The following is a 20,236-nucleotide window of genomic DNA, read 5'->3' on the forward strand; positions in this document are numbered from 1 at the left end:
AAGCGGACTTCCTCGTCGCAAAGCTGCACGTAGTTTTGCAAAGAAGTAAAACCAAGATGTGAACGAGGTCAGTTGCTTCGTTAATAGGTAACTTATAAAAGCACACCCTAATGGGGGTGGTTTTGTATTATATGAAAGAAGGGAAAAATCAATCTATCGGTCATATCATCCGCTATTTAAAAAAAATCAGCCTTTTTTAATATTTCACGGCCACCAGGTACGTTATTTAGTTAAAATTAATTGAAAATCAAGATTTCAAGCCTAAATAAGTGATCCTGTGTCTGCGAAACTCATTCGTGTTTTTTCACTTAACGGAACTGGTGTCCACTTAATAAGCTGCTCGAGAAGAGTATTTACATAGTTTACTGCTCTAGGTGCTAAAAAACTATCTGCTATAGTAGGAAAATATAATTTAAATGTTTTTGCTACTAGTAATTTCCACCTAAATAACTCTTGTAAATTAGTTGATATCTTGGTATAGTATTAATCTGCCCGTCGCACTTAAGAACGGGTTGAAATTAAGACAAAAATTAATTGTTGACTATATGTAACGCCATATGTTAATATTAATTTCTGGTCGTTGATGCATTACATTAAAGGATATATTTTCTTTTAAAAAAGTATTGCAAATGACTTGTTGTTATGTTACAATTAATCTTGTCGCTAAAACGACCGAAGAAATTGTTCTTTGAAAACTGAACACACAGCCAAGCGAATTAAAGAGATAGTAAATATCTCGTCAATGTAACAAATTTTTTGAGCTATATCAAACACTTTTATGGAGAGTTTGATCCTGGCTCAGGACGAACGCTGGCGGCGTGCCTAATACATGCAAGTCGAGCGGACAATTGAGAGCTTGCTCTCAATTGTTAGCGGCGGACGGGTGAGTAACACGTGGGCAACCTGCCCTGTAGACTGGGATAACTTCGGGAAACCGAAGCTAATACCGGATAATCTTTTGAGTCACATGGCTCGAAAGTAAAAGTTGGGTTTACCTAACACTACAGGATGGGCCCGCGGCGCATTAGCTAGTTGGTAAGGTAATGGCTTACCAAGGCGACGATGCGTAGCCGACCTGAGAGGGTGATCGGCCACACTGGGACTGAGACACGGCCCAGACTCCTACGGGAGGCAGCAGTAGGGAATCTTCCGCAATGGACGAAAGTCTGACGGAGCAACGCCGCGTGAACGATGAAGGCCTTCGGGTCGTAAAGTTCTGTTGTTAGGGAAGAACAAGTACCGTTCAAATAGGGCGGTACCTTGACGGTACCTAACCAGAAAGCCACGGCTAACTACGTGCCAGCAGCCGCGGTAATACGTAGGTGGCAAGCGTTGTCCGGAATTATTGGGCGTAAAGCGCGCGCAGGCGGTCTCTTAAGTCTGATGTGAAAGCCCACGGCTCAACCGTGGAGGGTCATTGGAAACTGGGAGACTTGAGTGCAGAAGAGGAGAGTGGAATTCCATGTGTAGCGGTGAAATGCGTAGATATATGGAGGAACACCAGTGGCGAAGGCGACTCTCTGGTCTGTAACTGACGCTGAGGCGCGAAGCGTGGGGAGCAAACAGGATTAGATACCCTGGTAGTCCACGCCGTAAACGATGAGTGCTAGGTGTTAGGGGTTTCGATGCCCTTAGTGCCGAAGTTAACACATTAAGCACTCCGCCTGGGGAGTACGACCGCAAGGTTGAAACTCAAAGGAATTGACGGGGGCCCGCACAAGCAGTGGAGCATGTGGTTTAATTCGAAGCAACGCGAAGAACCTTACCAGGTCTTGACAATCCTTTGACAACCCTAGAGATAGGGCTTTCCCCTTCGGGGGACAAAGTGACAGGTGGTGCATGGTTGTCGTCAGCCTCGTGTCGTGAGATGTTGGGTTAAGTCCCGCAACGAGCGCAACCCTTGATCTTAGTTGCCAGCATTCAGTTGGGCACTCTAAGGTGACTGCCGGCGTGACAAACAGGAGGAAGGTGGGGATTAAGGACAGTCAAATCATCATGCCCTTATGACCTGGGCTACACACGTGCTACAATGGATGGTATCAACAGGGCAGCAAAACCGCGGAGGTTGAGCCAATCCCATAAAGCCATTCTCATTTCGGATTGTAGGCTGCAAACTCGCCTACATGAAGCCGGAATTGCTAGTAATCGCGGATCAGCATGCCGCGGTGAGATACGTTCCCGGGCCTTGTACACACCGCCCGTCACACCCACGAGAGTTTGTAACACCCGAAGTCGGTGGGGTAACCTTTATGGAGCCAGCCGCCCTAAGGTTNTGGCCCACAGATGATTGGNGTGAAGTCGTAACAAGGTAGCCGTATCGGAAGGTGCGGCTGGATCNCTCCTTTCTATGGAGTTAAAACTCTAGTCGATGCTTTTCTTTTAGANAAGTACGCTGACGCTGTGTTTCAGTTATTGAGAGAATGATCTCTCAATTAAATAGTTAACTGCTCAATATTCATTATTGTGCTCCTGCGGTACTCCTTGCGTCGTATCCTCGTCGCAAAGCTGCATGAAGCTAATCAATGAAGCATCTCACGATGTAATTGAGGTCAGTGGCTTTGTTCCTTGAAAACTAGATAACAACTAACACATTTAAGTTTTNNCGGAAAGTTTGTAAAAACTTTATGAGTAAACTTGAGTAGTCAAGAATTCAATTCGACGTAAAATCCTTATAACTAGGTAATTTTTCGAAAGAAGCGTAAGCTGATTGAAGAAAAATTTAGGTTTAAGTTAGAAAGGGCGCACGGTGGATGCCTTGGCACTAGGAGCCGAAGAAGGACGTGACGAACAACGATATGCCTCGGGGAGCTGTAAGTAAGCTTTGATCCGGGGATTTCCGAATGGGGGAACCCACCATCCGTAATGGGATGGTACCCATAGCTGAATACATAGGCTATGAGGAGGCAGACCTGGGGAACTGAAACATCTAAGTACCCAGAGGAAGAGAAAGAAATTATCGATTTCCTGAGTAGCCGGCGAGCGAAACGGGAAACAGCCCAAACCAAGGGGCTTGCCCCTTGGGGTTGTAGGACACTCTACACGGAGTTACAAAGAAACGAAGTAGACGAAGCGATCTGGAAAGGTCCGCGAAACAAGGTAACAGCCCTGTAATCGAAACTTCGTTTCCTCCAGAGTGTATCCTGAGTACGGCGGGACACGTGAAACCCCGTCGGAATCCGGGAGGACCATCTCCCAAGGCTAAATACTTCCTAGTGACCGATAGTGAACCAGTACCGTGAGGGAAAGGTGAAAAGCACCCCGGGAGGGGAGTGAAAGAGATCCTGAAACCGTGTGCCTACAAGTAGTTGGAGCCCATTTACGGGTGACAGCGTGCCTTTTGTAGAATGAACCGGCGAGTTACGATTACGTGCAAGGTTAAGCTGAAGAGGCGGAGCCGCAGCGAAAGCGAGTCTGAATAGGGCGAATGAGTACGTGGTCGTAGACCCGAAACCGTGTGATCTACCCATGTCCAGGGTGAAGTTCAGGTAACACTGAATGGAGGCCCGAACCCACGCACGTTGAAAAGTGCGGGGATGAGGTGTGGGTAGGGGTGAAATGCCAATCGAACTCGGAGATAGCTGGTTCTCCCCGAAATAGCTTTAGGGCTAGCCTCGAGGGAAGAGTATTGGAGGTAGAGCACTGATTGGACTAGGGGTCCCCACAGGATTACCGAATTCAGTCAAACTCCGAATGCCAAATACTTATCCTCGGGAGTCAGACTGCGAGTGCTAAGATCCGTAGTCAAGAGGGAAACAGCCCAGACCATCAGCTAAGGTCCCAAAGTATACGTTAAGTGGAGAAGGATGTGGAGTTGCCCAGACAACCAGGATGTTGGCTTAGAAGCAGCCACCATTTAAAGAGTGCGTAATAGCTCACTGGTCGAGTGACTCTGCGCCGAAAATGTACCGGGGCTAAACGTATCACCGAAGCTATGGATTGCGCACCTGGTGCGCAGTGGTAGGGGAGCGTTCTAAGTGCAGCGAAGTCAGACCGGAAGGACTGGTGGAGCGCTTAGAAGTGAGAATGCCGGTATGAGTAGCGAAAAGAGGGGTGAGAATCCCCTCCGTCGAAAGCCCAAGGTTTCCTGAGGAAGGCTCGTCCGCTCAGGGTAAGTCGGGACCTAAGCCGAGGCTGAAAAGCGTAGGCGATGGACAACAGGTTGAAATTCCTGTACCACCTCCTCACCGTTTGAGCAATGGGGGGACGCAGAAAGGTAGGGTAAGCGCACTGATGGATATGTGCGTCCAAGCAGTTAGGCTGAGAAGTAGGCAAATCCGCTTCTCGCGAAGGCTGAGCTGTGATGGCGAGCGAAATTTAAGTAGCGAAGTTCCTGATCCTACACTGCCAAGAAAAGCCTCTAGCGAGGTGAGAGGTGCCCGTACCGCAAACCGACACAGGTAGGCGAGAAGAGAATTCTAAGACGCTCGGGAGAACTCTCGTTAAGGAACTCGGCAAAATGACCCCGTAACTTCGGGAGAAGGGGTGCTCTGATAGGGTGTTAAAGCCCGAGAGAGCCGCAGTGAATAGATCCAAGCGACTGTTTAGCAAAAACACAGGTCTCTGCGAAGCCGCAAGGCGAAGTATAGGGGCTGACACCTGCCCGGTGCTGGAAGGTTAAGAGGAGGGGTTATCCGTAAGGAGAAGCTCTGAATTGAAGCCCCAGTAAACGGCGGCCGTAACTATAACGGTCCTAAGGTAGCGAAATTCCTTGTCGGGTAAGTTCCGACCCGCACGAATGGTGTAACGATTTGGATACTGTCTCAACGAGAGACCCGGTGAAATTATATTACCTGTGAAGATGCAGGTTACCCGCGACAGGACGGAAAGACCCCATGGAGCTTTACTGTAGCTTGATATTGGATTTTGGTACAATTTGTACAGGATAGGTAGGAGCCTGAGAACCCGGAGCGCCAGCTTCGGTGGAGGCGTCGGTGGGATACTACCCTGATTGTATTGAAATTCTAACCTAGGACCGTGATCCGGTTCGGGGACAGTGTCAGGTGGGCAGTTTGACTGGGGCGGTCGCCTCCTAAACAGTAACGGAGGCGCCCAAAGGTTCCCTCAGAATGGTTGGAAATCATTCGTAGAGTGCAAAGGCAAAAGGGAGCTTGACTGCGAGACCTACAAGTCGAGCAGGGACGAAAGTCGGGCTTAGTGATCCGGTGGTTCCGCATGGAAGGGCCATCGCTCAACGGATAAAAGCTACCCTGGGGATAACAGGCTTATCTCCCCCAAGAGTCCACATCGACGGGGAGGTTTGGCACCTCGATGTCGGCTCATCGCATCCTGGGGCTGAAGTAGGTCCCAAGGGTTGGGCTGTTCGCCCATTAAAGCGGTACGCGAGCTGGGTTCAGAACGTCGTGAGACAGTTCGGTCCCTATCCGTCGCGGGCGTAGGAAATTTGAGAGGAGCTGTCCTTAGTACGAGAGGACCGGGATGGACACACCGCTGGTGTACCAGTTGTTCCGCCAGGAGCATAGCTGGGTAGCTACGTGTGGAAGGGATAAGTGCTGAAAGCATCTAAGCATGAAGCCCCCCTCGAGATGAGATTTCCCTTGGAGTTAATCCAGTAAGACCCCTTAAAGATGATGAGGTTGATAGGTCTCGGGTGGAAGCACGGTGACGTGTGGAGCTGAGAGATACTAATCGGTCGAGGACTTATCCTATAAATAAGTTTAGAGTGATGAGTGTAGAGTTTTGAGTTGCGTGAGTAGCTCGAAGCAGTAAATACCAAATTCTAAATAAACGGATTGAATTTTACTCAAGTCTTAAATGTGTGTTATCTAGTTTTGAAGGAATGAACTTTCTTCAAATAATCTAGTAGCGATAGCGAAGAGGTCACACTCGTTCCCATGCCGAACACGACCGTTAAGCTCTTCAGCGCCGATGGTAGTTGGGGGTTTCCCCCTGTGAGAGTAGGACGTTGCTAGGTGAAAAAAACACATCCAATTATGGATGTGTTTTTTTGTATGTTTATATAAAAGAATTTAAAATAGATTATATGAATGAGATTTTAGTTAGGGTAATTTTTATGTGTGCTTCTGCGGTACTCCTAGCGTCGTATCCTCGTCGCAAAGCTGCATGTAGTTTAATTAAAGAAGTAATTCACGATGTGAATGAGGTCAGTTGCTTGTCTACAAGCTAAGCTCCGAAGCAGGCTTCCTCGTCGCAAAGTTACATGTAGTTTAATCAAAGAAGTAACTCATGATGTGAATGAGGTCAGTTGATTTCCTGATGAAAATTCTCACGAGAGAATATGACCTTTGCTTGATTAAAACGTAACCAATGTTATGTTTTTAATTTATTGGAGGAATGAAGAAACTTTAATAGAAAAGGTACTTTAGATTATTTGAAGTGTGGTGGTCTTGGTATGAAAAGAAAAACACCTAAAAAGGTACATATTATTGGTTCTGTAGGAAGTGGGAAAACAACTCTAGCGAGAACGTTGTCAACAAAGATGAAAATTCCTTTCTATGAATTAGATAACGTTGTTTGGATTAGGAACAAATCAGGGGATATACGAAGGTCTGAAAAAGAAAGAGATCAATATTTCAATAAGATCATTCAATCTGAAACTTGGATAATTGAAGGTGTCCATCATAAATGGGTGTCCAATAGTTTTCGAGAAGCGGATTTGATTATCTTTTTAGATATTGCTTTTCGGAAAAGGAAATTTAGGATAACTAAGAGATATATTTTACAAAAATTAGGGATAGAGAAGGTAAACTATAAACCAAGTTTTAAAATTTACAAAAAAATGTTTAAATGGAATGCCTTTTTTGAGAATGTTAGTAAGCCAGAAATAATAAACATGCTTTCAGAATATGATGAAAAGCTACTAATACTAAAAGATAATAGTGAGTTAGACAAGTACTTATAGATATATACTAGCTAGGAGGATTTGAATGCAGACGTTAGAAAAGTTAAGTCACCGATTTTGGTATCAAACCCCTGTATCAGAAACTGATCGCCCTATTTTAGGGCTAGTGATTGGAGAAAAAAGGTCACTCATGATCGACGCTGGAAATTCAGAAGCGCACGCGAATGAATTTCTTAAAGAACTTAGAAATCATGGAATGTCCATCCCTAGCATCGTCGTGCTGACACATTGGCATTGGGATCATATTTTTGGCTTATCTACTTTAGATATGCTATCGGTTGCTTCCACTCAAACAAAAGCTGAAATTGAAAAACTTGTTTCGTTTGAGTGGACAGATGCTGCTTTAGAAGAAAGGGTAGAGGCTGGTGTGGAGATTGAATTTTGCGCAACAGCAATTAAACATGAGTTTAAAAATGAAAGAAATATTCATGTTAAACTACCTGAGTTAACCTTTGAAGAGAGTATGGAGATTGATTTAGGTGGTGTGACGTGTTTACTTCAGCATGTAGGTGGTGATCATGCATCTGATTCCATTATTGTTTATATTAAAGAAGAAAAAATTCTCTTTTTAGGTGATGCAATATATGCTAATCTCTATTCTAGCAAATGGAACTATACGATAGAGCGAACGTTGGAATTATTAGATACCATTGACCGAATTGATGCAGAAATTTATATATTATCGCATTGGAAACCATTGACGAAAGTTGAGTACCAGAAAGAAGCAATGCTCTTAAGGCGTGTAGCTGCCTTGACTAAACAGTACCAAGGAAATTATGGTGAGATAAAGCAGGCATATCATCTTCAAGTAAATCGAGAGTTAACTGCCGATGAGTTGGAAACGATTGAGTACTTTGTGAATGGGTATTAAAAAATGGGAGAGCCTTGAATCTTGACCTAAACTAGTTCAGGCTCTTTTGGGGTGCTTTCTCACACTATACTCTTCTTTCAATAATGCAAACAGGTAATTATTGCGCCAGTCGCCTTTTACCTTTAAATCTTTCAAGAAATGTCCTTCTAAGCGAAAACCAACCTTTTTGAGAAGGTTAACTGAGCCAGCATTTTCAACATCGCATCTTGCGAACAGGCGGTGTAACTCAAAAGTTCGAAATCCTATCATAAGCAATGCTTCAACAACTTCTTTGCCATACCCTGTATGCCAATAATCAGGATGAAGGAAGTAGCCGATTTCTGCTGTTTCAGAATCGTCATCTTTTATCAGTAGTAAAGCATTGCCAATTACTTTATTAGTTGACTTTAGCCCCACTGCTAACACATAGATTTTGCGATTTTCCTCACTTTGAAAAGCAATTTGTTTCTTAAGGCTGGTTAATTTTTGTTCTTTATTAGATGGTCCCCAGGTTAGATAGAATACAACTTCAGGATTTGATTTTAATGCATAAATATCATCTAAATCATTTTCAATTAACTCGCGCAGGAACAACCTGCTAGTTTCGGTTGGTTGTAGTTTAGCGATAATAAACACCTCTCAATAAGTAACATTCCATTAGTTTTCAAGATTAACTTCAAATTTCCTTCTTTCAAACACAAAAGATCTCGATTCGAAAGTGAATCGAGATCTTTTTCTAATTATTAGCTAAAAGTGTCTGCACGGTAACAAACTTATACCCTCTTGCTCGTAGTTCATCGATAATTTTAGGTAGAGCTTCAATCGTTCCGTCTAATAGGCGTTCATGTGATTGAAAATTATGTTGCAGGATAATTCCACCTGGAGTAATATCACGTTCCACAATTTTTAAAATTTCATCTCCACTTAAACCGCTCCAATCAAGTGTGTCAACACTCCACATAATATTCCTTAGTCCTAGCTCATTTAATACAGCCACATCAGCCTTAGTAATGGCTCCAAATGGTGGACGAAATAGATCGGGTTTTCGACCAACGACTTTTTCCATTTGCATTTGTGTGGAGAGAATCTCATCTCTGACCTTGGCAGTCCAAACTCTTCTTAAATTGGGATGGTTCCAAGTATGGTTGGCAATGCCATGCCCTTCGTTAACCATTCGTTTCATTTGATCTGGAAATGCTTCAATTTGCTTTCCCATGACAAAAAATGTTGCTGGAACTCCTTTTGCCTTTAAAATATCAAGGATTTGTGGAGTGTAGTGGCTTTCTGGTCCATCATCAAATGTTAAGGCTACTAACTTCACATCTGTGTTGGCCTTCATAATAGTATTTGATTTTATGGTGATAGTGCTTGTAATAAATGTTCGGTTTAGTACAGGATCGTACCGAACTCCCATCCCGAGTTTTCTAGCTACACTGACTAGCGGCACGAAAGGCTCACCGTTAAATTCAAGCGTTTCCGTAGGTAGGGCACTTCGTTGCCAAAGCCCATTTACAAAGTCATCGGAGTAGTTTTTTCCAACAGGTAAAGCAAACATCGTATTATTTACTCTAAATACAACCGAGCGGTACTGTTCGTTCCAATCAACATAGGTACCCGTGTGTTTAAGAAAAATTGCCGGGACAAGTAAATGTCCATTTCTCATGATATATTTTGTTGTGATTGCTTGACCGTCAATAAAAATTGGCGCCTCAGGAAGTTGAGACTCATTAGCGTAAACAGGGCTTGATAGAGTTATTAGGCTAAGGAGAAAGATTACAACTATTTTTTGAGCATATGTAGGTTTCCGTATTTGCATTTTTCGTCTCCTTTATTCTTAATCAAAATGTAGCTTTCCCTAAAAATAGATTTTAAAAATGTGAGCCAGGATAAAATTGAAGTATATCTTTCTGCATCTTCTGCCTCCTTAGTAAGGAACCTGAGGCCCCACAGGCCAGCAAGCACAGAGAATGACCCACGTTAAGAGAATTTAAAAAAGCACCGCAAAATGCGGTGCAATCAGCTATAAAAACTATTTCTTCGGAAGTTCGCAACCATTTTCGTCACATACAACACCATCGGATGTAATCTGCAATCCGTCTTGCTCGATTATTTGCTTTAAAGATTGCACGAACGTTTCTGTTGGTTGAGCGCCGGTAATCGCATATTTTTTATTAATGAGGAAATAAGGTATGCTTCGAATGCCATATTCACTAGCTTCCTGTTCGTCGCGTCGAACTAGATCACCCATCTCAGTGCCCACTAGCATCGTAGCCACTGCTTCAGAATTTAAACCAACGTCTACAGCTAACTCAATTAAGGTTGAGTGATCTCCGATATGCTTTGATTCTGTGTAATACGCACGTAATAGCCGATCAGTCATTTCATGCATTATCCCTTGATTATTCGCAAACATCACCAAGCGATGAGCATCAAACGTATTTGTTAAAATCATTGTATTAAGCTGAAAATCTAATCCAACATCCTTGGCCATTTGCTCCATGTTTTGGCAGTTGTTTTTTGCTTGTTCTAAACTCATGCCATACTTTTGGGACAACTTTTCATAAATATTATAGGGAACATCTCGTTCCACATTTGGATCTAATTCAAAACAACGATACTTTACTTCAATCGGATAATCAATCTGTTTCAGGGCGTCCTCCAGACGCCTCTTGCCAATATAGCAAAATGGTCAAGCAAAGTCGGTCCACATTTCAATAATCATGCATTTTAGCCTCCCTTAGATTACTTAATAGTAGTATACCTATTATCCCTGTTTTTTGACCAATAAACTGCTTAGATGTAAATTGACTACTTTAGAAATGGATGTGATGGTAGTAATTAGTATCGATAGGTTATTCCTTTAAAAGAGGCCTTATTCGTGTTATCCTACCAAGAAGGGTTGGGAGTGCAGTACAACCAAAAAGGGAATAATAGTAGGAGGTATTCGATGTTAGAATTTATTCTAAACAATGCTGTTGGAATGATTACGATCATATTGGCGATTAATATTGTTTATGTGACTTTGTTTACGATCAGGATGATTTTCACATTAAAAGGTCAACGTTATTTTGCGGCTTTAACTAGCATAGTCGAGGTTATCATTTATATTATTGGTTTAGGTCTAGTTTTAGATAATTTAGATCGCATTGAAAATTTAATCGCGTATGCAATTGGTTATTCAATTGGTGTACTAGTAGGGATGAAAATTGAAGAGAAGTTAGCTTTGGGGTATATTACCGTAAATGTAATTACCAAAGAATATGAACCAGATATCCCCAATGCCCTAAGGGATAAAGGGTTTGGTGTTACGAATTGGGTCGCTCATGGACGTGAAGGTGAGCGTTTAATGATGGAGATTCTAACTTCGAGAAAATCAGAAAAAGCTCTATATAAAATCATAAAAGATTTAGATCCTAAAGCATTCATTATCTCCCATGAACCTAAGACTTTTTATGGCGGTTTCTGGGTAAAAGGAATTCGGAGGTAACAGCAGTGGAAAAAAAGTTAAAAAAGAAGAAGTTTGCTGTTGAAGATGGCGAGTCAATTTCCCAATGTTTAGATCGTATGGCCCAAGAAGGCTATACACCAACAAGACGTATGGAAGAGCCTGTATTTCATGAAATAAAAAAGAATGGCAAGCTTGAAACAGAGGTAAAAGCACAGAAAATCGTTTTTGAAGGCAAATTAATCGATTAAAAGCGAACGATTAACAATAGAAATTAAAAAACGTTCGATTTTCGTTGACAAATCTTCTAACAAACTGCTAAGATTAAATCGAAAAGACAATGTGATAATATTTTCCTCATATAATATTGGGAATATGGCCCAGAAGTTTCTACCTGATGACCTTAAATCGTTAGACTATGAAGGAAAGCAAATTACTTGTAGATAAAGGCTCCTATAGAAGTTAATCAAACGTTTGATTAAATTTTATTACTTTTGGAAAACAAAAGGTTTTTTCCTGTCTAAAAATCAGGGGGATCTTTGTTTTACAAGAGCCGCTACCTATAAATGATACTATCCCAAGTATTAAATTGCTTCCTCTTCGTAGAGAAAATAAGCATATTTAATCTTGGGTTTTTTGTTTAGATATTATTTTGAAATATAAAACTAGTTTAGTAGAAACGAAGGAGGATCTTATGTCGAAGCCATTAGTTGGTGTCATTATGGGAAGTACTTCGGATTGGGAAACAATGAGTCATGCATGTCGCATTTTAGATGAGTTGAATGTTCCTTATGAAAAACGAGTAGTATCTGCACATCGTACACCTGATTTAATGTTTAGCTATGCTGAAACTGCGGTGGAGCGTGGCTTGAAAGTCATTATTGCAGGAGCAGGTGGAGCGGCACACTTACCAGGAATGGTAGCGGCGAAAACAATCTTACCTGTCATCGGTGTTCCAGTTCAGTCAAAAGCACTTAACGGTCTTGACTCACTTCTATCAATTGTGCAAATGCCTGGGGGGATTCCAGTCGCAACTGTAGCCATCGGCAAAGCAGGCGCAGAAAATGCCGGACTCCTAGCAGCGCAAATGTTGGCAACTCAAGACAATACCATTGCTCTTGCGGTTATGCAAAGAAGGACGGAAATCACAAAACGAGTCTTAGAAACGAGTGAAGAGCTGTGAGAAAAATGATCTTACCTGGAAATACGATCGGAATTTTAGGCGGGGGGCAGCTTGGGAGAATGATGGCTCTTTCCGCTCGGGAGATGGGATTTGGAATTGCTGTGTTAGATCCAACAGAGCAATCACCATGTGGGCAAGTCGCAGACGTTGAAATCATTGCGGCCTATGATGATCTTGAGGGGGCAAACCGTCTTTTAGACAATTGTGCAGTGCTAACCTATGAATTCGAAAATATTGATAGCAAGACAGCTACATGGCTTGAACAAAATGGAAACTTACCTCAAGGTAGTGAACTATTAGCGATCACTCAGCATCGTGGTAAGGAAAAGCAGACCATTGAAACGTTTGGCGTAAAGGTAGCGCCATACCATCTAGTAAATTCAATCGAGGACTTAGAAGTTGCGGTGAACAAATTAGGCTTACCTGCGGTCTTGAAAACTTGTATGGGTGGCTATGATGGAAAAGGTCAGGTAGTCATCAAGAGTTTATCTGAGGTAGAAAAAGGTTATCTGGAGCTAGCTACTAAAGGAGAATTAGTGCTAGAAAAATGGATTACCTTTGAAAAAGAGTTATCAGTGATCGTCACGAGAAATGCTAGCGGAGAAGCGAAAACATTTCCTTTAGCAGAAAACATTCATGAAGATAACATTTTACATATGTCGATAGTTCCGGCAAGAGTTGATCAGGAAATTGTCGCTAAAGCAGAAGCGGTTGCTCTTCGTTTAGCAAGTTCCTTCGAATTAGTCGGAACCCTAGCCGTGGAAATGTTTTTAACGAGAGATGGCCAGATCTATGTAAACGAACTAGCGCCAAGACCACATAATTCTGGTCATTATACGATCAATGCATGTGAAACATCGCAATTTGATCAACATATCCGAGCTGTTTGTAACTGGCCGCTTGGATGTACAGATTTACTAAAGCCTGCTGTAATGGTTAATATATTAGGTGAACACTTATCGAAGGTGCTAGAAAATATTCACCAGCTTTCTCACTGCCACTTGCATTTGTACGGAAAAGCAGAAGCAAAAAAAGGAAGAAAGATGGGCCATTTAACGGTATTAGGTAACACTGTTGAAGAAGCACTAACATTCGTGGAATCATTGCAAATTTGGAACGAGGAAAAAATGGAGGTAAACAAATGATTGAACGTTACACAAGGCCGGAAATGGGCGCAATTTGGACAGAGGAAAATCGCTTTAAAGCGTGGTTAGAAGTGGAGATTGTCGCTTGTGAAGCCTGGGCTGAGCTCGGTGATATTCCTAAGGAAGATGTGAAAAAAATAAGAGAAAATGCTTCCTTTAACATTGAACGCATTTTAGAAATTGAAGCAGAAACAAGACATGACGTTGTTGCTTTTACAAGAGCCGTTTCAGAAACACTTGGTGAGGAAAGGAAATGGGTTCACTATGGATTAACATCAACAGATGTCGTAGATACAGCTCTTTCATACTTATTAAAGCAAGCGAATGAGATTTTAGAAAAAGACATTCAAAATTTTATTGAAATCTTAAAAAATAAAGCTGTTGAACATAAAGATACAGTAATGATGGGACGTACTCACGGTGTTCATGCAGAGCCAACAACATTTGGTTTAAAGCTAGCATTATGGTATGAGGAAATGAAGCGTAACCTCGAAAGATTTAAACAAGCAGCGGATACTGTAAGAGTTGGAAAAATTTCCGGGGCGGTTGGAACATATGCAAATATTGATCCATTCGTAGAACAATACGTTTGTGAAAATCTAGGCTTAGAACGAGCGTCGATTTCAACACAAACACTACAACGTGATCGTCATGCTCACTACATTGCGACATTAGCGTTAATCGGTGCTTCAATCGAAAAAATGGCCACTGAAATTCGCGGTCTTCAAAAAAGTGAAACTCGGGAAGTTGAAGAATTTTTTGCAAAAGGGCAAAAGGGATCTTCAGCAATGCCGCATAAGCGTAATCCAATTGGCTCTGAAAATATGACGGGGCTTGCCCGTGTACTTCGAGGTCATATGGTTACAGCTTACGAGAATGTAGCGTTATGGCATGAAAGAGATATTTCTCACTCGTCTGCTGAAAGAATTATCATTCCTGACGCAACGATTGCGTTAAACTACATGCTCAACCGCTTCGGTAATATCGTCAAAAACTTAACGGTATTCCCTGAAAATATGAAACGCAACATGACAAGAACGTATGGTTTAATTTATTCGCAACGCGTGTTGTTATCATTAATCGACAAAGGCATGGTTCGTGAAGAAGCGTATGACCTTGTACAGCCAAAGGCAATGGAAGCTTGGGAACGTGGCGTGCAGTTCCGCGAGCTAGTAGAAGCGGATGCCCAAATCACATCACTTCTTAGTTCAGAAGAAATTAACGATTGCTTTGATTACAACCATCATTTAAAACACGTCAATACCATTTTTGAAAGACTTGAACTAATATAATTACGAATGTCGAATTCTGAATTATGAATGAGATGAGGGGAAAGCTTCGAAGCGATACTGACCAATTCACCATTCATAATTCATAATTCATAATTAGTTTGGAGGGGCGAACTGTGGAAAAGAACCAGCTTTTATACGAGGGTAAGGCTAAGAAGATTTATGGAACTGAAAATCCAGAAGTTTTGTGGGTAGAGTACAAAGATGAGGCTACAGCTTTTAATGGCGAAAAGAAAGACACAATTGCGGGTAAATCTAGACTAAATAACTTAATTAGTACGCAAATTTTTGAAGCATTAAAAGAAGCTGGAGTTAACAATCACTTTCTTGAAAAGCTTTCGGATACAGAGCAGCTCGTTCGAAAGGTAACGATCATTCCTCTAGAGGTAGTAGTTCGTAATGTAACGGCTGGGAGCTTAGCCAATCGACTTGGGTTGGAAGAAGGAATTCAGCTTGAAGAAGCCATTATTGAATTATATTTTAAAGATGATGCCCTTGGAGATCCGTTAATTAATGATGACCACATTCGCTTTTTAAAGATTGCCACACCTGATCAATTAAAAGAAATACGCGGTATTGCCCTCCGTGTTAATCAATTTTTACAAAAGCTATTTAAAGAAGTAAATGTTAGATTAGTAGATTTTAAGCTTGAGTTTGGTGTAACAAATGAAGGCGAAATCCTGCTAGCAGATGAGATTTCCCCAGACACTTGTAGACTTTGGGATATGGATACAAACGAAAAGTTTGATAAAGATTTATTCCGTCGTAATCTTGGTAGTTTAACAGAAGGATATGAAGAAATTTTAACTAGACTAGGAGGATCATCATCATGTTCAAAGTAAAGGTATATATCACTTTAAGAGAAAGCGTCTTAGACCCACAAGGAAGTGCAGTTCGTTCTTCGCTTCATGCGTTAACATATAACGAGGTACAAGAAGTACGTATCGGTAAATATATGGAATTAACGTTAGCGAAAAATGAAAAAGATGTTGATGCTCGTGTAAAAGAGATGTGTGAGAAGCTATTAGCAAATACAGTTATTGAAGATTACCGCTATGAAATCGAGGAGGTAGTTCCTTCATGAGATTTGCTTGTATCGTCTTTCCAGGATCCAATTGTGATGTAGATATGTACCATGCGATTCGTGATGAGCTTGGAGAAGAAGTTGAATACGTTTGGCATACTGAAACGGATTTAGACCGTTTTGATGGAATTCTATTACCAGGGGGCTTCTCTTACGGAGACTACCTTCGCTGTGGTGCGATTGCTAGATTTTCGAATGTGATGGAAGCTGTTAAGAGGGCTGCTCAAGCAGGAAAACCAGTTCTTGGCGTTTGTAATGGATTTCAAGTTCTTCTCGAAGCAGGACTGCTACCAGGCGCAATGCGTCGAAATGAAAACCTAAAGTTTATTTGCCGGCCAGTAACACTTGTTGTTGAAAACAATCAGACGATATTTACAACAGGATACGATGAAAACCAAGAGATAACGATTCCTGTTGCGCACGGAGAAGGCAACTATTATTGTGATGAAGAAACTTTAAAGGAACTCGTAGCAAATCAGCAAATTGTCTTTAAATATAAGAATAATCCAAATGGGTCAATTAGTGACATAGCGGGAATTACCAATGCAGAAGGTAATGTTCTCGGAATGATGCCTCATCCTGAACGTGCCGTTGATGAACTACTAGGCAGTAAAGATGGATTAATGTTGTTTAAGTCAATTTTACGTAACTGGAGGGAAGCACATGTCCTTACTACTTAAAAAAGAACCAACTGCAGAAATGATCAAAGAAAAAGGCCTATATCGTGACATGGGCTTAAGTGATGACGAGTTTCAATTAGTTGAGGAAATTCTTGGTCGCCTGCCTAACTGGACAGAAACAGGACTTTTCTCGGTGATGTGGAGCGAGCATTGTTCGTATAAAAATTCGAAGGTATTATTGAAGAAGTTCCCAGTCACTGGCGAACGAGTGTTGCAAGGGCCAGGAGAAGGTGCTGGAATTATTGATATTAATGATGATCAAGCCGTTGTTTTTAAGATTGAAAGTCATAACCACCCTTCAGCAATCGAACCGTACCAAGGAGCAGCAACTGGAGTTGGTGGAATTATTCGTGACGTATTCTCGATGGGTGCTCGTCCAATTGCGTTGTTAAACTCATTACGGTTTGGGGAATTACAATCTCCAAAAGTTAAATACTTATTTGAGGAAGTAGTTGCAGGGATTGCTGGTTACGGAAACTGTATTGGAATTCCTACGGTTGGTGGGGAGGTTCAATTTGACCCTTGCTACGAAGGAAACCCGCTTGTAAATGCGATGTGTGTAGGATTGATTGACCATAAGGATATTCAAAAAGGGCAAGCAAAAGGTGTTGGCAACTCCGTGATGTATGTTGGTGCGAGTACTGGTCGTGATGGTATTCACGGTGCGACATTTGCCTCTGAAGAGTTAGATGAAGACTCTGATGCGAAGCGCCCGGCAGTTCAAGTTGGAGATCCGTTTATGGAGAAGTTGCTTTTAGAAGCTTGTCTTGAGCTCATTAAGTCTGATGCCTTAGTCGGAATTCAAGATATGGGTGCCGCGGGTCTGACGTCATCTTCTGCAGAAATGGCTAGTAAAGCTGGATCTGGTATTGAATTAAATTTAGACGAAGTACCGCAGCGTGAACTAGGGATGACTCCATATGAGATGATGCTTTCAGAATCGCAAGAACGGATGTTAATTGTTGTTAAACAAGGTCGTGAAGAAGAGATCAAAGAGCTTTTTGACAAGTGGGGCTTATTATCAAAGGTTGTTGGGAAAGTAACAGATGACAAAAAGCTACGCTTAATTTTTAAAGGGAAAGTTGCAGCAGAAGTACCTGTTGATGCACTTGCAGAAGATGCACCTGTGTATCATAAGCCATCAAGTGAACCTGCTTATTTCAGAAGATTCCAACAACAGGAGCTGAAAATACCAGTTGTTGCGGATCCGAAAGAAACACTTTTACAATTGTTAGCTCAGCCGACAATCGCCAGTAAAGAATGGGTATACAGCCAATATGATTACATGGTTCGCACAAATACAGTCGTATGTCCAGGGTCAGACGCAGCTGTCCTACGAATCCGTGATACCAATAAAGCATTAGCAATGACTACAGATTGTAACTCACGCTACTTATATCTTGATCCTGAAATGGGTGGGAAAATTGCAGTTGCGGAAGCTGCAAGAAACTTAGTTTGCTCTGGGGCACAACCACTAGGCGTGACAGATTGCTTAAACTATGGAAATCCAGAGAAACCTGAAATTTTCTGGCAACTAGAAAAATCAACAGACGGATTAAGTGAAGCTTGTCGTGAGCTCGAAACACCTGTTATTGGTGGAAACGTATCGCTCTATAACGAAAGAAGTGGTGTTGCGGTCTATCCGACACCTGTCATTGGGATGGTAGGACTTATTGAAGATTTAGAGTACATTACAACACAAAGTTTTAAACAGGCAGGTCATTTAATATATTTAATAGGTGAAACAAAGCCTGAGTTTGGTGGTAGTGAGCTTCAAAAAATGGTCGATGGAGAAATTTCCGGTAAATCTCCAAGCATTGATTTAGAAATCGAAAAGAGATATCAACAACAACTTTTACAAGCAATTCGTGCTGGTGTAGTAGCTTCAGCCCACGATGTAGCTGAGGGTGGATTTGCGGTTGCGGTAGCTGAATGTATCATGGACGGAAATGTTGGGGCAAAGGTAACCATTACTGGTGAAACCATTACTGCTTTGTTTGCCGAAAGTCAAAGTCGTTTTGTTATATCTGTTCCACGTGAGAAGCGTGCAGAGTTTGAAAGTATAGTAGAAGCTACTTGTATCGGTGAAGTTACGGAAGCTTGTGAACTAGTAATAGAGAATGAAAGTGGTGAATCAGTTGTTCATGTAGCGGCTACAGAGCTTCAAAAAGCTTGGAGAGGAGCAATTCCATGTTTGCTGAAATAAAAGGCCTAAATGAAGAGTGTGGCGTATTTGGAGTCTGGGGTCATCCTGATGCAGCGCAGATTACTTACTACGGACTACACAGCTTACAGCATCGCGGTCAAGAAGGAACTGGAATCGTTGTTACAGACAAAGAAACATTAAAAATTCATAAGGGGCTTGGCCTTGTTGCGGAAGTTTTTTCAAAAGGGGAAATTGAAACGTTACAAGGCATAGGTTCAATCGGGCATGTCCGCTACTCTACTGCTGGTGGCGGCGGGCTAGCGAATACACAGCCATTATTATTCAACTCACAAACAGGCAGCTTAGCACTTGCCCATAATGGTAACTTAGTAAATGCAGATAGCTTGAAACGGGAATTGGAAAACCAAGGAAGTATTTTCCAGACAACTTCTGATACTGAGGTACTAGCACACTTAATTAAGAGAAGTACTGATTTATCAATCGTTGACCGTGTCAAGAAAGCCCTAATAAAAATCAAAGGTGCTTATGCTTTCATGGTGTTAACTGAAGATAAACTAATGGTGGCTCTTGATCCAAACGGGTTACGTCCTCTTTCGATTGGAAGATTAGGAGATGCTTATGTTGTTGCTTCAGAAACTTGTGCATTTGATGTTGTTGGTGCGACATTTGAACGGGAAGTTGTCCCTGGAGAGTTAATTATCATCGATAATCAAGGCCTCAGATCTGAAAGATTTAGTGAGCCAACACAGCGTTCGATTTGCAGTATGGAATACATTTATTTTGCTAGACCAGATAGCAATGTCGATGAAATTAATGTTCACACTGCCAGAAAAAATTTAGGGAAACAACTAGCTATTGAGTTTCCGGTTGAGGCAGATGTGGTAACTGGCGTACCTGATTCAAGCATTTCTGCTGCGATTGGGTTTGCTGAACAATCAGGGATTCCTTATGAGTTAGGCTTAATAAAAAATCGCTATGTTGGTCGAACATTCATCCAACCATCTCAAGAACTTAGGGAACAAGGGGTTAAAATGAAGCTCTCAGCTGTACGGGGGGTTGTAGAAGGAAAGCGTGTTGTCATGATCGATGATTCGATCGTTCGTGGAACCACGTCAAGACGAATTGTTCGATTGCTCCGCGAGGCGGGAGCTACAGAGGTTCATGTTCGGATTAGTGCTCCGCCAATTACAAATCCTTGTTTTTATGGAATTGATACTTCATCGACATCTGAGCTAATTGCAGCAACAAAAAGCGTGGAAGAAATTAGACAAGAAATTGGTGCAGATACACTTGAATTTATTAGTATTGAAGGATTGCTAGCAGGGGTAGGTAGAAAAACCGATCATGAAAACAATGGTCAGTGCCTCGCTTGCTTCACAGGTAAATACCCTACAAAGCTTTATGATTTAGAGACAGAATCAGCAAAACCGGTGAAATGCTAAAAACCAGTTATGAGTGTTGAGTGTAGAGTGATGAGTTATTGAAGGTAAAGCTTCGAAGCAAAACTTTCAAC

At 41.8% G+C, this 20,236-nt stretch carries 15 protein-coding genes, 3 rRNA genes and 1 riboswitch; of the genes, 15 read left to right on the forward strand and 3 right to left on the reverse strand.

What is annotated here, in order from left to right:
* The first annotated feature begins 775 nt into the window (after positions 1–775).
* The 5 genes from H1D32_RS01970 (at position 776) to H1D32_RS01990 (ending at position 7,751) form a co-directional block, all read left to right on the forward strand.
* Positions 776–2,346: ribosomal RNA gene (locus H1D32_RS01970) — 16S ribosomal RNA — on the forward strand.
* Positions 2,347–2,723: 377 nt separating this feature from the next.
* A 23S ribosomal RNA gene (locus tag H1D32_RS01975) occupies positions 2,724–5,666 on the forward strand.
* 150 nt (positions 5,667–5,816) lie between these two features.
* A 5S ribosomal RNA gene (gene rrf / locus H1D32_RS01980) occupies positions 5,817–5,932 on the forward strand.
* The 16S, 23S and 5S rRNA genes sit together here, the layout of an rRNA operon.
* Positions 5,933–6,370: 438 nt before the next feature.
* The gene (locus tag H1D32_RS01985) at positions 6,371–6,880 is read left to right on the forward strand and encodes an AAA family ATPase (protein ID WP_261176481.1); all 510 of its coding nucleotides are present in this window, start codon (positions 6,371–6,373) and stop codon (positions 6,878–6,880) included.
* Between the two features lie 25 nt (positions 6,881–6,905).
* Positions 6,906–7,751, forward strand: a complete 846-nt coding sequence (locus H1D32_RS01990; RefSeq protein ID WP_261176482.1) for an MBL fold metallo-hydrolase — start codon at positions 6,906–6,908, stop codon at positions 7,749–7,751.
* A gap of 36 nt (positions 7,752–7,787) precedes the next feature.
* On the opposite strand, the gene H1D32_RS01995 is transcribed toward H1D32_RS01990, so the two are convergent.
* The 3 genes from H1D32_RS01995 to H1D32_RS02005 form a co-directional block, all read right to left on the reverse strand.
* Positions 7,788–8,366 (reverse strand): GNAT family N-acetyltransferase, encoded by a 579-nt coding sequence (locus H1D32_RS01995; protein WP_261176483.1) that lies wholly within the window; start codon positions 8,364–8,366, stop codon positions 7,788–7,790.
* Between the two features lie 100 nt (positions 8,367–8,466).
* Positions 8,467–9,546 carry a polysaccharide deacetylase family protein gene (locus H1D32_RS02000; RefSeq protein WP_261176484.1) on the reverse strand — a complete coding sequence of 360 codons (1,080 nt, stop codon included), beginning with the start codon at positions 9,544–9,546 and terminating at the stop codon, positions 8,467–8,469.
* A 213-nt stretch (positions 9,547–9,759) separates the two neighbouring features.
* Positions 9,760–10,407, reverse strand: coding sequence for a DsbA family oxidoreductase (locus tag H1D32_RS02005; RefSeq protein WP_261176910.1), 648 nt, complete (start codon positions 10,405–10,407; stop codon positions 9,760–9,762).
* Between the two features lie 270 nt (positions 10,408–10,677).
* Here H1D32_RS02005 and H1D32_RS02010 point away from each other — a divergent pair, with 270 nt between their 5' ends.
* The 10 genes from H1D32_RS02010 to purF all read left to right on the forward strand — a co-directional run bounded on the left by H1D32_RS02010 (position 10,678) and on the right by purF (position 20,165).
* Complete coding sequence (locus tag H1D32_RS02010; protein ID WP_261176485.1) at positions 10,678–11,217, forward strand: DUF2179 domain-containing protein; 540 nt, start codon at positions 10,678–10,680, stop codon at positions 11,215–11,217.
* A 5-nt stretch (positions 11,218–11,222) separates the two neighbouring features.
* Positions 11,223–11,426 carry an NETI motif-containing protein gene (locus tag H1D32_RS02015; RefSeq protein ID WP_261176487.1) on the forward strand — a complete coding sequence of 68 codons (204 nt, stop codon included), beginning with the start codon at positions 11,223–11,225 and terminating at the stop codon, positions 11,424–11,426.
* A gap of 86 nt (positions 11,427–11,512) precedes the next feature.
* Positions 11,513–11,614, forward strand: a riboswitch (purine riboswitch).
* Positions 11,615–11,869: 255 nt separating this feature from the next.
* Positions 11,870–12,358, forward strand: a complete 489-nt coding sequence (gene purE, locus H1D32_RS02020) for a 5-(carboxyamino)imidazole ribonucleotide mutase (RefSeq protein WP_261176488.1) — start codon at positions 11,870–11,872, stop codon at positions 12,356–12,358.
* A gap of 5 nt (positions 12,359–12,363) precedes the next feature.
* Entirely contained in the window at positions 12,364–13,503 is a 1,140-nt protein-coding gene (gene purK / locus H1D32_RS02025) for a 5-(carboxyamino)imidazole ribonucleotide synthase (protein WP_261176911.1), read from the forward strand.
* Positions 13,500–14,795 carry an adenylosuccinate lyase gene (gene purB, locus H1D32_RS02030; protein WP_261176489.1) on the forward strand — a complete coding sequence of 432 codons (1,296 nt, stop codon included), beginning with the start codon at positions 13,500–13,502 and terminating at the stop codon, positions 14,793–14,795. Before purK ends, purB begins: the two co-directional genes overlap by 4 nt.
* A 113-nt stretch (positions 14,796–14,908) precedes the next feature.
* The gene (purC, locus tag H1D32_RS02035) at positions 14,909–15,634 is read left to right on the forward strand and encodes a phosphoribosylaminoimidazolesuccinocarboxamide synthase (RefSeq protein WP_261176490.1); all 726 of its coding nucleotides are present in this window, start codon (positions 14,909–14,911) and stop codon (positions 15,632–15,634) included.
* Positions 15,622–15,876, forward strand: a complete 255-nt coding sequence (purS, locus tag H1D32_RS02040) for a phosphoribosylformylglycinamidine synthase subunit PurS (protein WP_261176491.1) — start codon at positions 15,622–15,624, stop codon at positions 15,874–15,876. The genes purC and purS overlap by 13 nt, the downstream gene beginning before the upstream one ends.
* Positions 15,873–16,556: a phosphoribosylformylglycinamidine synthase subunit PurQ gene (purQ, locus tag H1D32_RS02045; RefSeq protein ID WP_261176492.1), complete on the forward strand. Its 684-nt coding sequence runs from the start codon at positions 15,873–15,875 to the stop codon at positions 16,554–16,556. Before purS ends, purQ begins: the two co-directional genes overlap by 4 nt.
* Positions 16,540–18,762, forward strand: coding sequence for a phosphoribosylformylglycinamidine synthase subunit PurL (gene purL / locus H1D32_RS02050; protein WP_261176493.1), 2,223 nt, complete (start codon positions 16,540–16,542; stop codon positions 18,760–18,762). The genes purQ and purL overlap by 17 nt, the downstream gene beginning before the upstream one ends.
* Positions 18,747–20,165 carry an amidophosphoribosyltransferase gene (gene purF, locus H1D32_RS02055; RefSeq protein WP_261176494.1) on the forward strand — a complete coding sequence of 473 codons (1,419 nt, stop codon included), beginning with the start codon at positions 18,747–18,749 and terminating at the stop codon, positions 20,163–20,165. Before purL ends, purF begins: the two co-directional genes overlap by 16 nt.
* Positions 20,166–20,236 lie beyond the last annotated feature (71 nt).

Origin of the sequence: Anaerobacillus sp. CMMVII, from assembly GCF_025377685.1 — a bacterium.
Lineage (GTDB): Bacteria > Bacillota > Bacilli > Bacillales > Anaerobacillaceae > Anaerobacillus.

Excerpts from the sequence above, each read along its gene's own strand:
- H1D32_RS01985 (WP_261176481.1), top strand. The coding sequence starts at position 6,371 with ATGAAAAGAAAAACACCTAAAAAGGTACATATTATTGGTTCTGTAGGA.
- H1D32_RS01990 (WP_261176482.1), top strand. The coding sequence starts at position 6,906 with ATGCAGACGTTAGAAAAGTTAAGTCACCGATTTTGGTATCAAACCCCT.
- H1D32_RS02000 (WP_261176484.1), bottom strand. The coding sequence starts at position 9,546 with ATGCAAATACGGAAACCTACATATGCTCAAAAAATAGTTGTAATCTTT.
- H1D32_RS02010 (WP_261176485.1), top strand. The coding sequence starts at position 10,678 with ATGTTAGAATTTATTCTAAACAATGCTGTTGGAATGATTACGATCATA.
- purE (WP_261176488.1), top strand. The coding sequence starts at position 11,870 with ATGTCGAAGCCATTAGTTGGTGTCATTATGGGAAGTACTTCGGATTGG.
- purK (WP_261176911.1), top strand. The coding sequence starts at position 12,364 with ATGATCTTACCTGGAAATACGATCGGAATTTTAGGCGGGGGGCAGCTT.
- purB (WP_261176489.1), top strand. The coding sequence starts at position 13,500 with ATGATTGAACGTTACACAAGGCCGGAAATGGGCGCAATTTGGACAGAG.
- purS (WP_261176491.1), top strand. The coding sequence starts at position 15,622 with ATGTTCAAAGTAAAGGTATATATCACTTTAAGAGAAAGCGTCTTAGAC.
- purQ (WP_261176492.1), top strand. The coding sequence starts at position 15,873 with ATGAGATTTGCTTGTATCGTCTTTCCAGGATCCAATTGTGATGTAGAT.
- purL (WP_261176493.1), top strand. The coding sequence starts at position 16,540 with ATGTCCTTACTACTTAAAAAAGAACCAACTGCAGAAATGATCAAAGAA.
- purF (WP_261176494.1), top strand. The coding sequence starts at position 18,747 with ATGTTTGCTGAAATAAAAGGCCTAAATGAAGAGTGTGGCGTATTTGGA.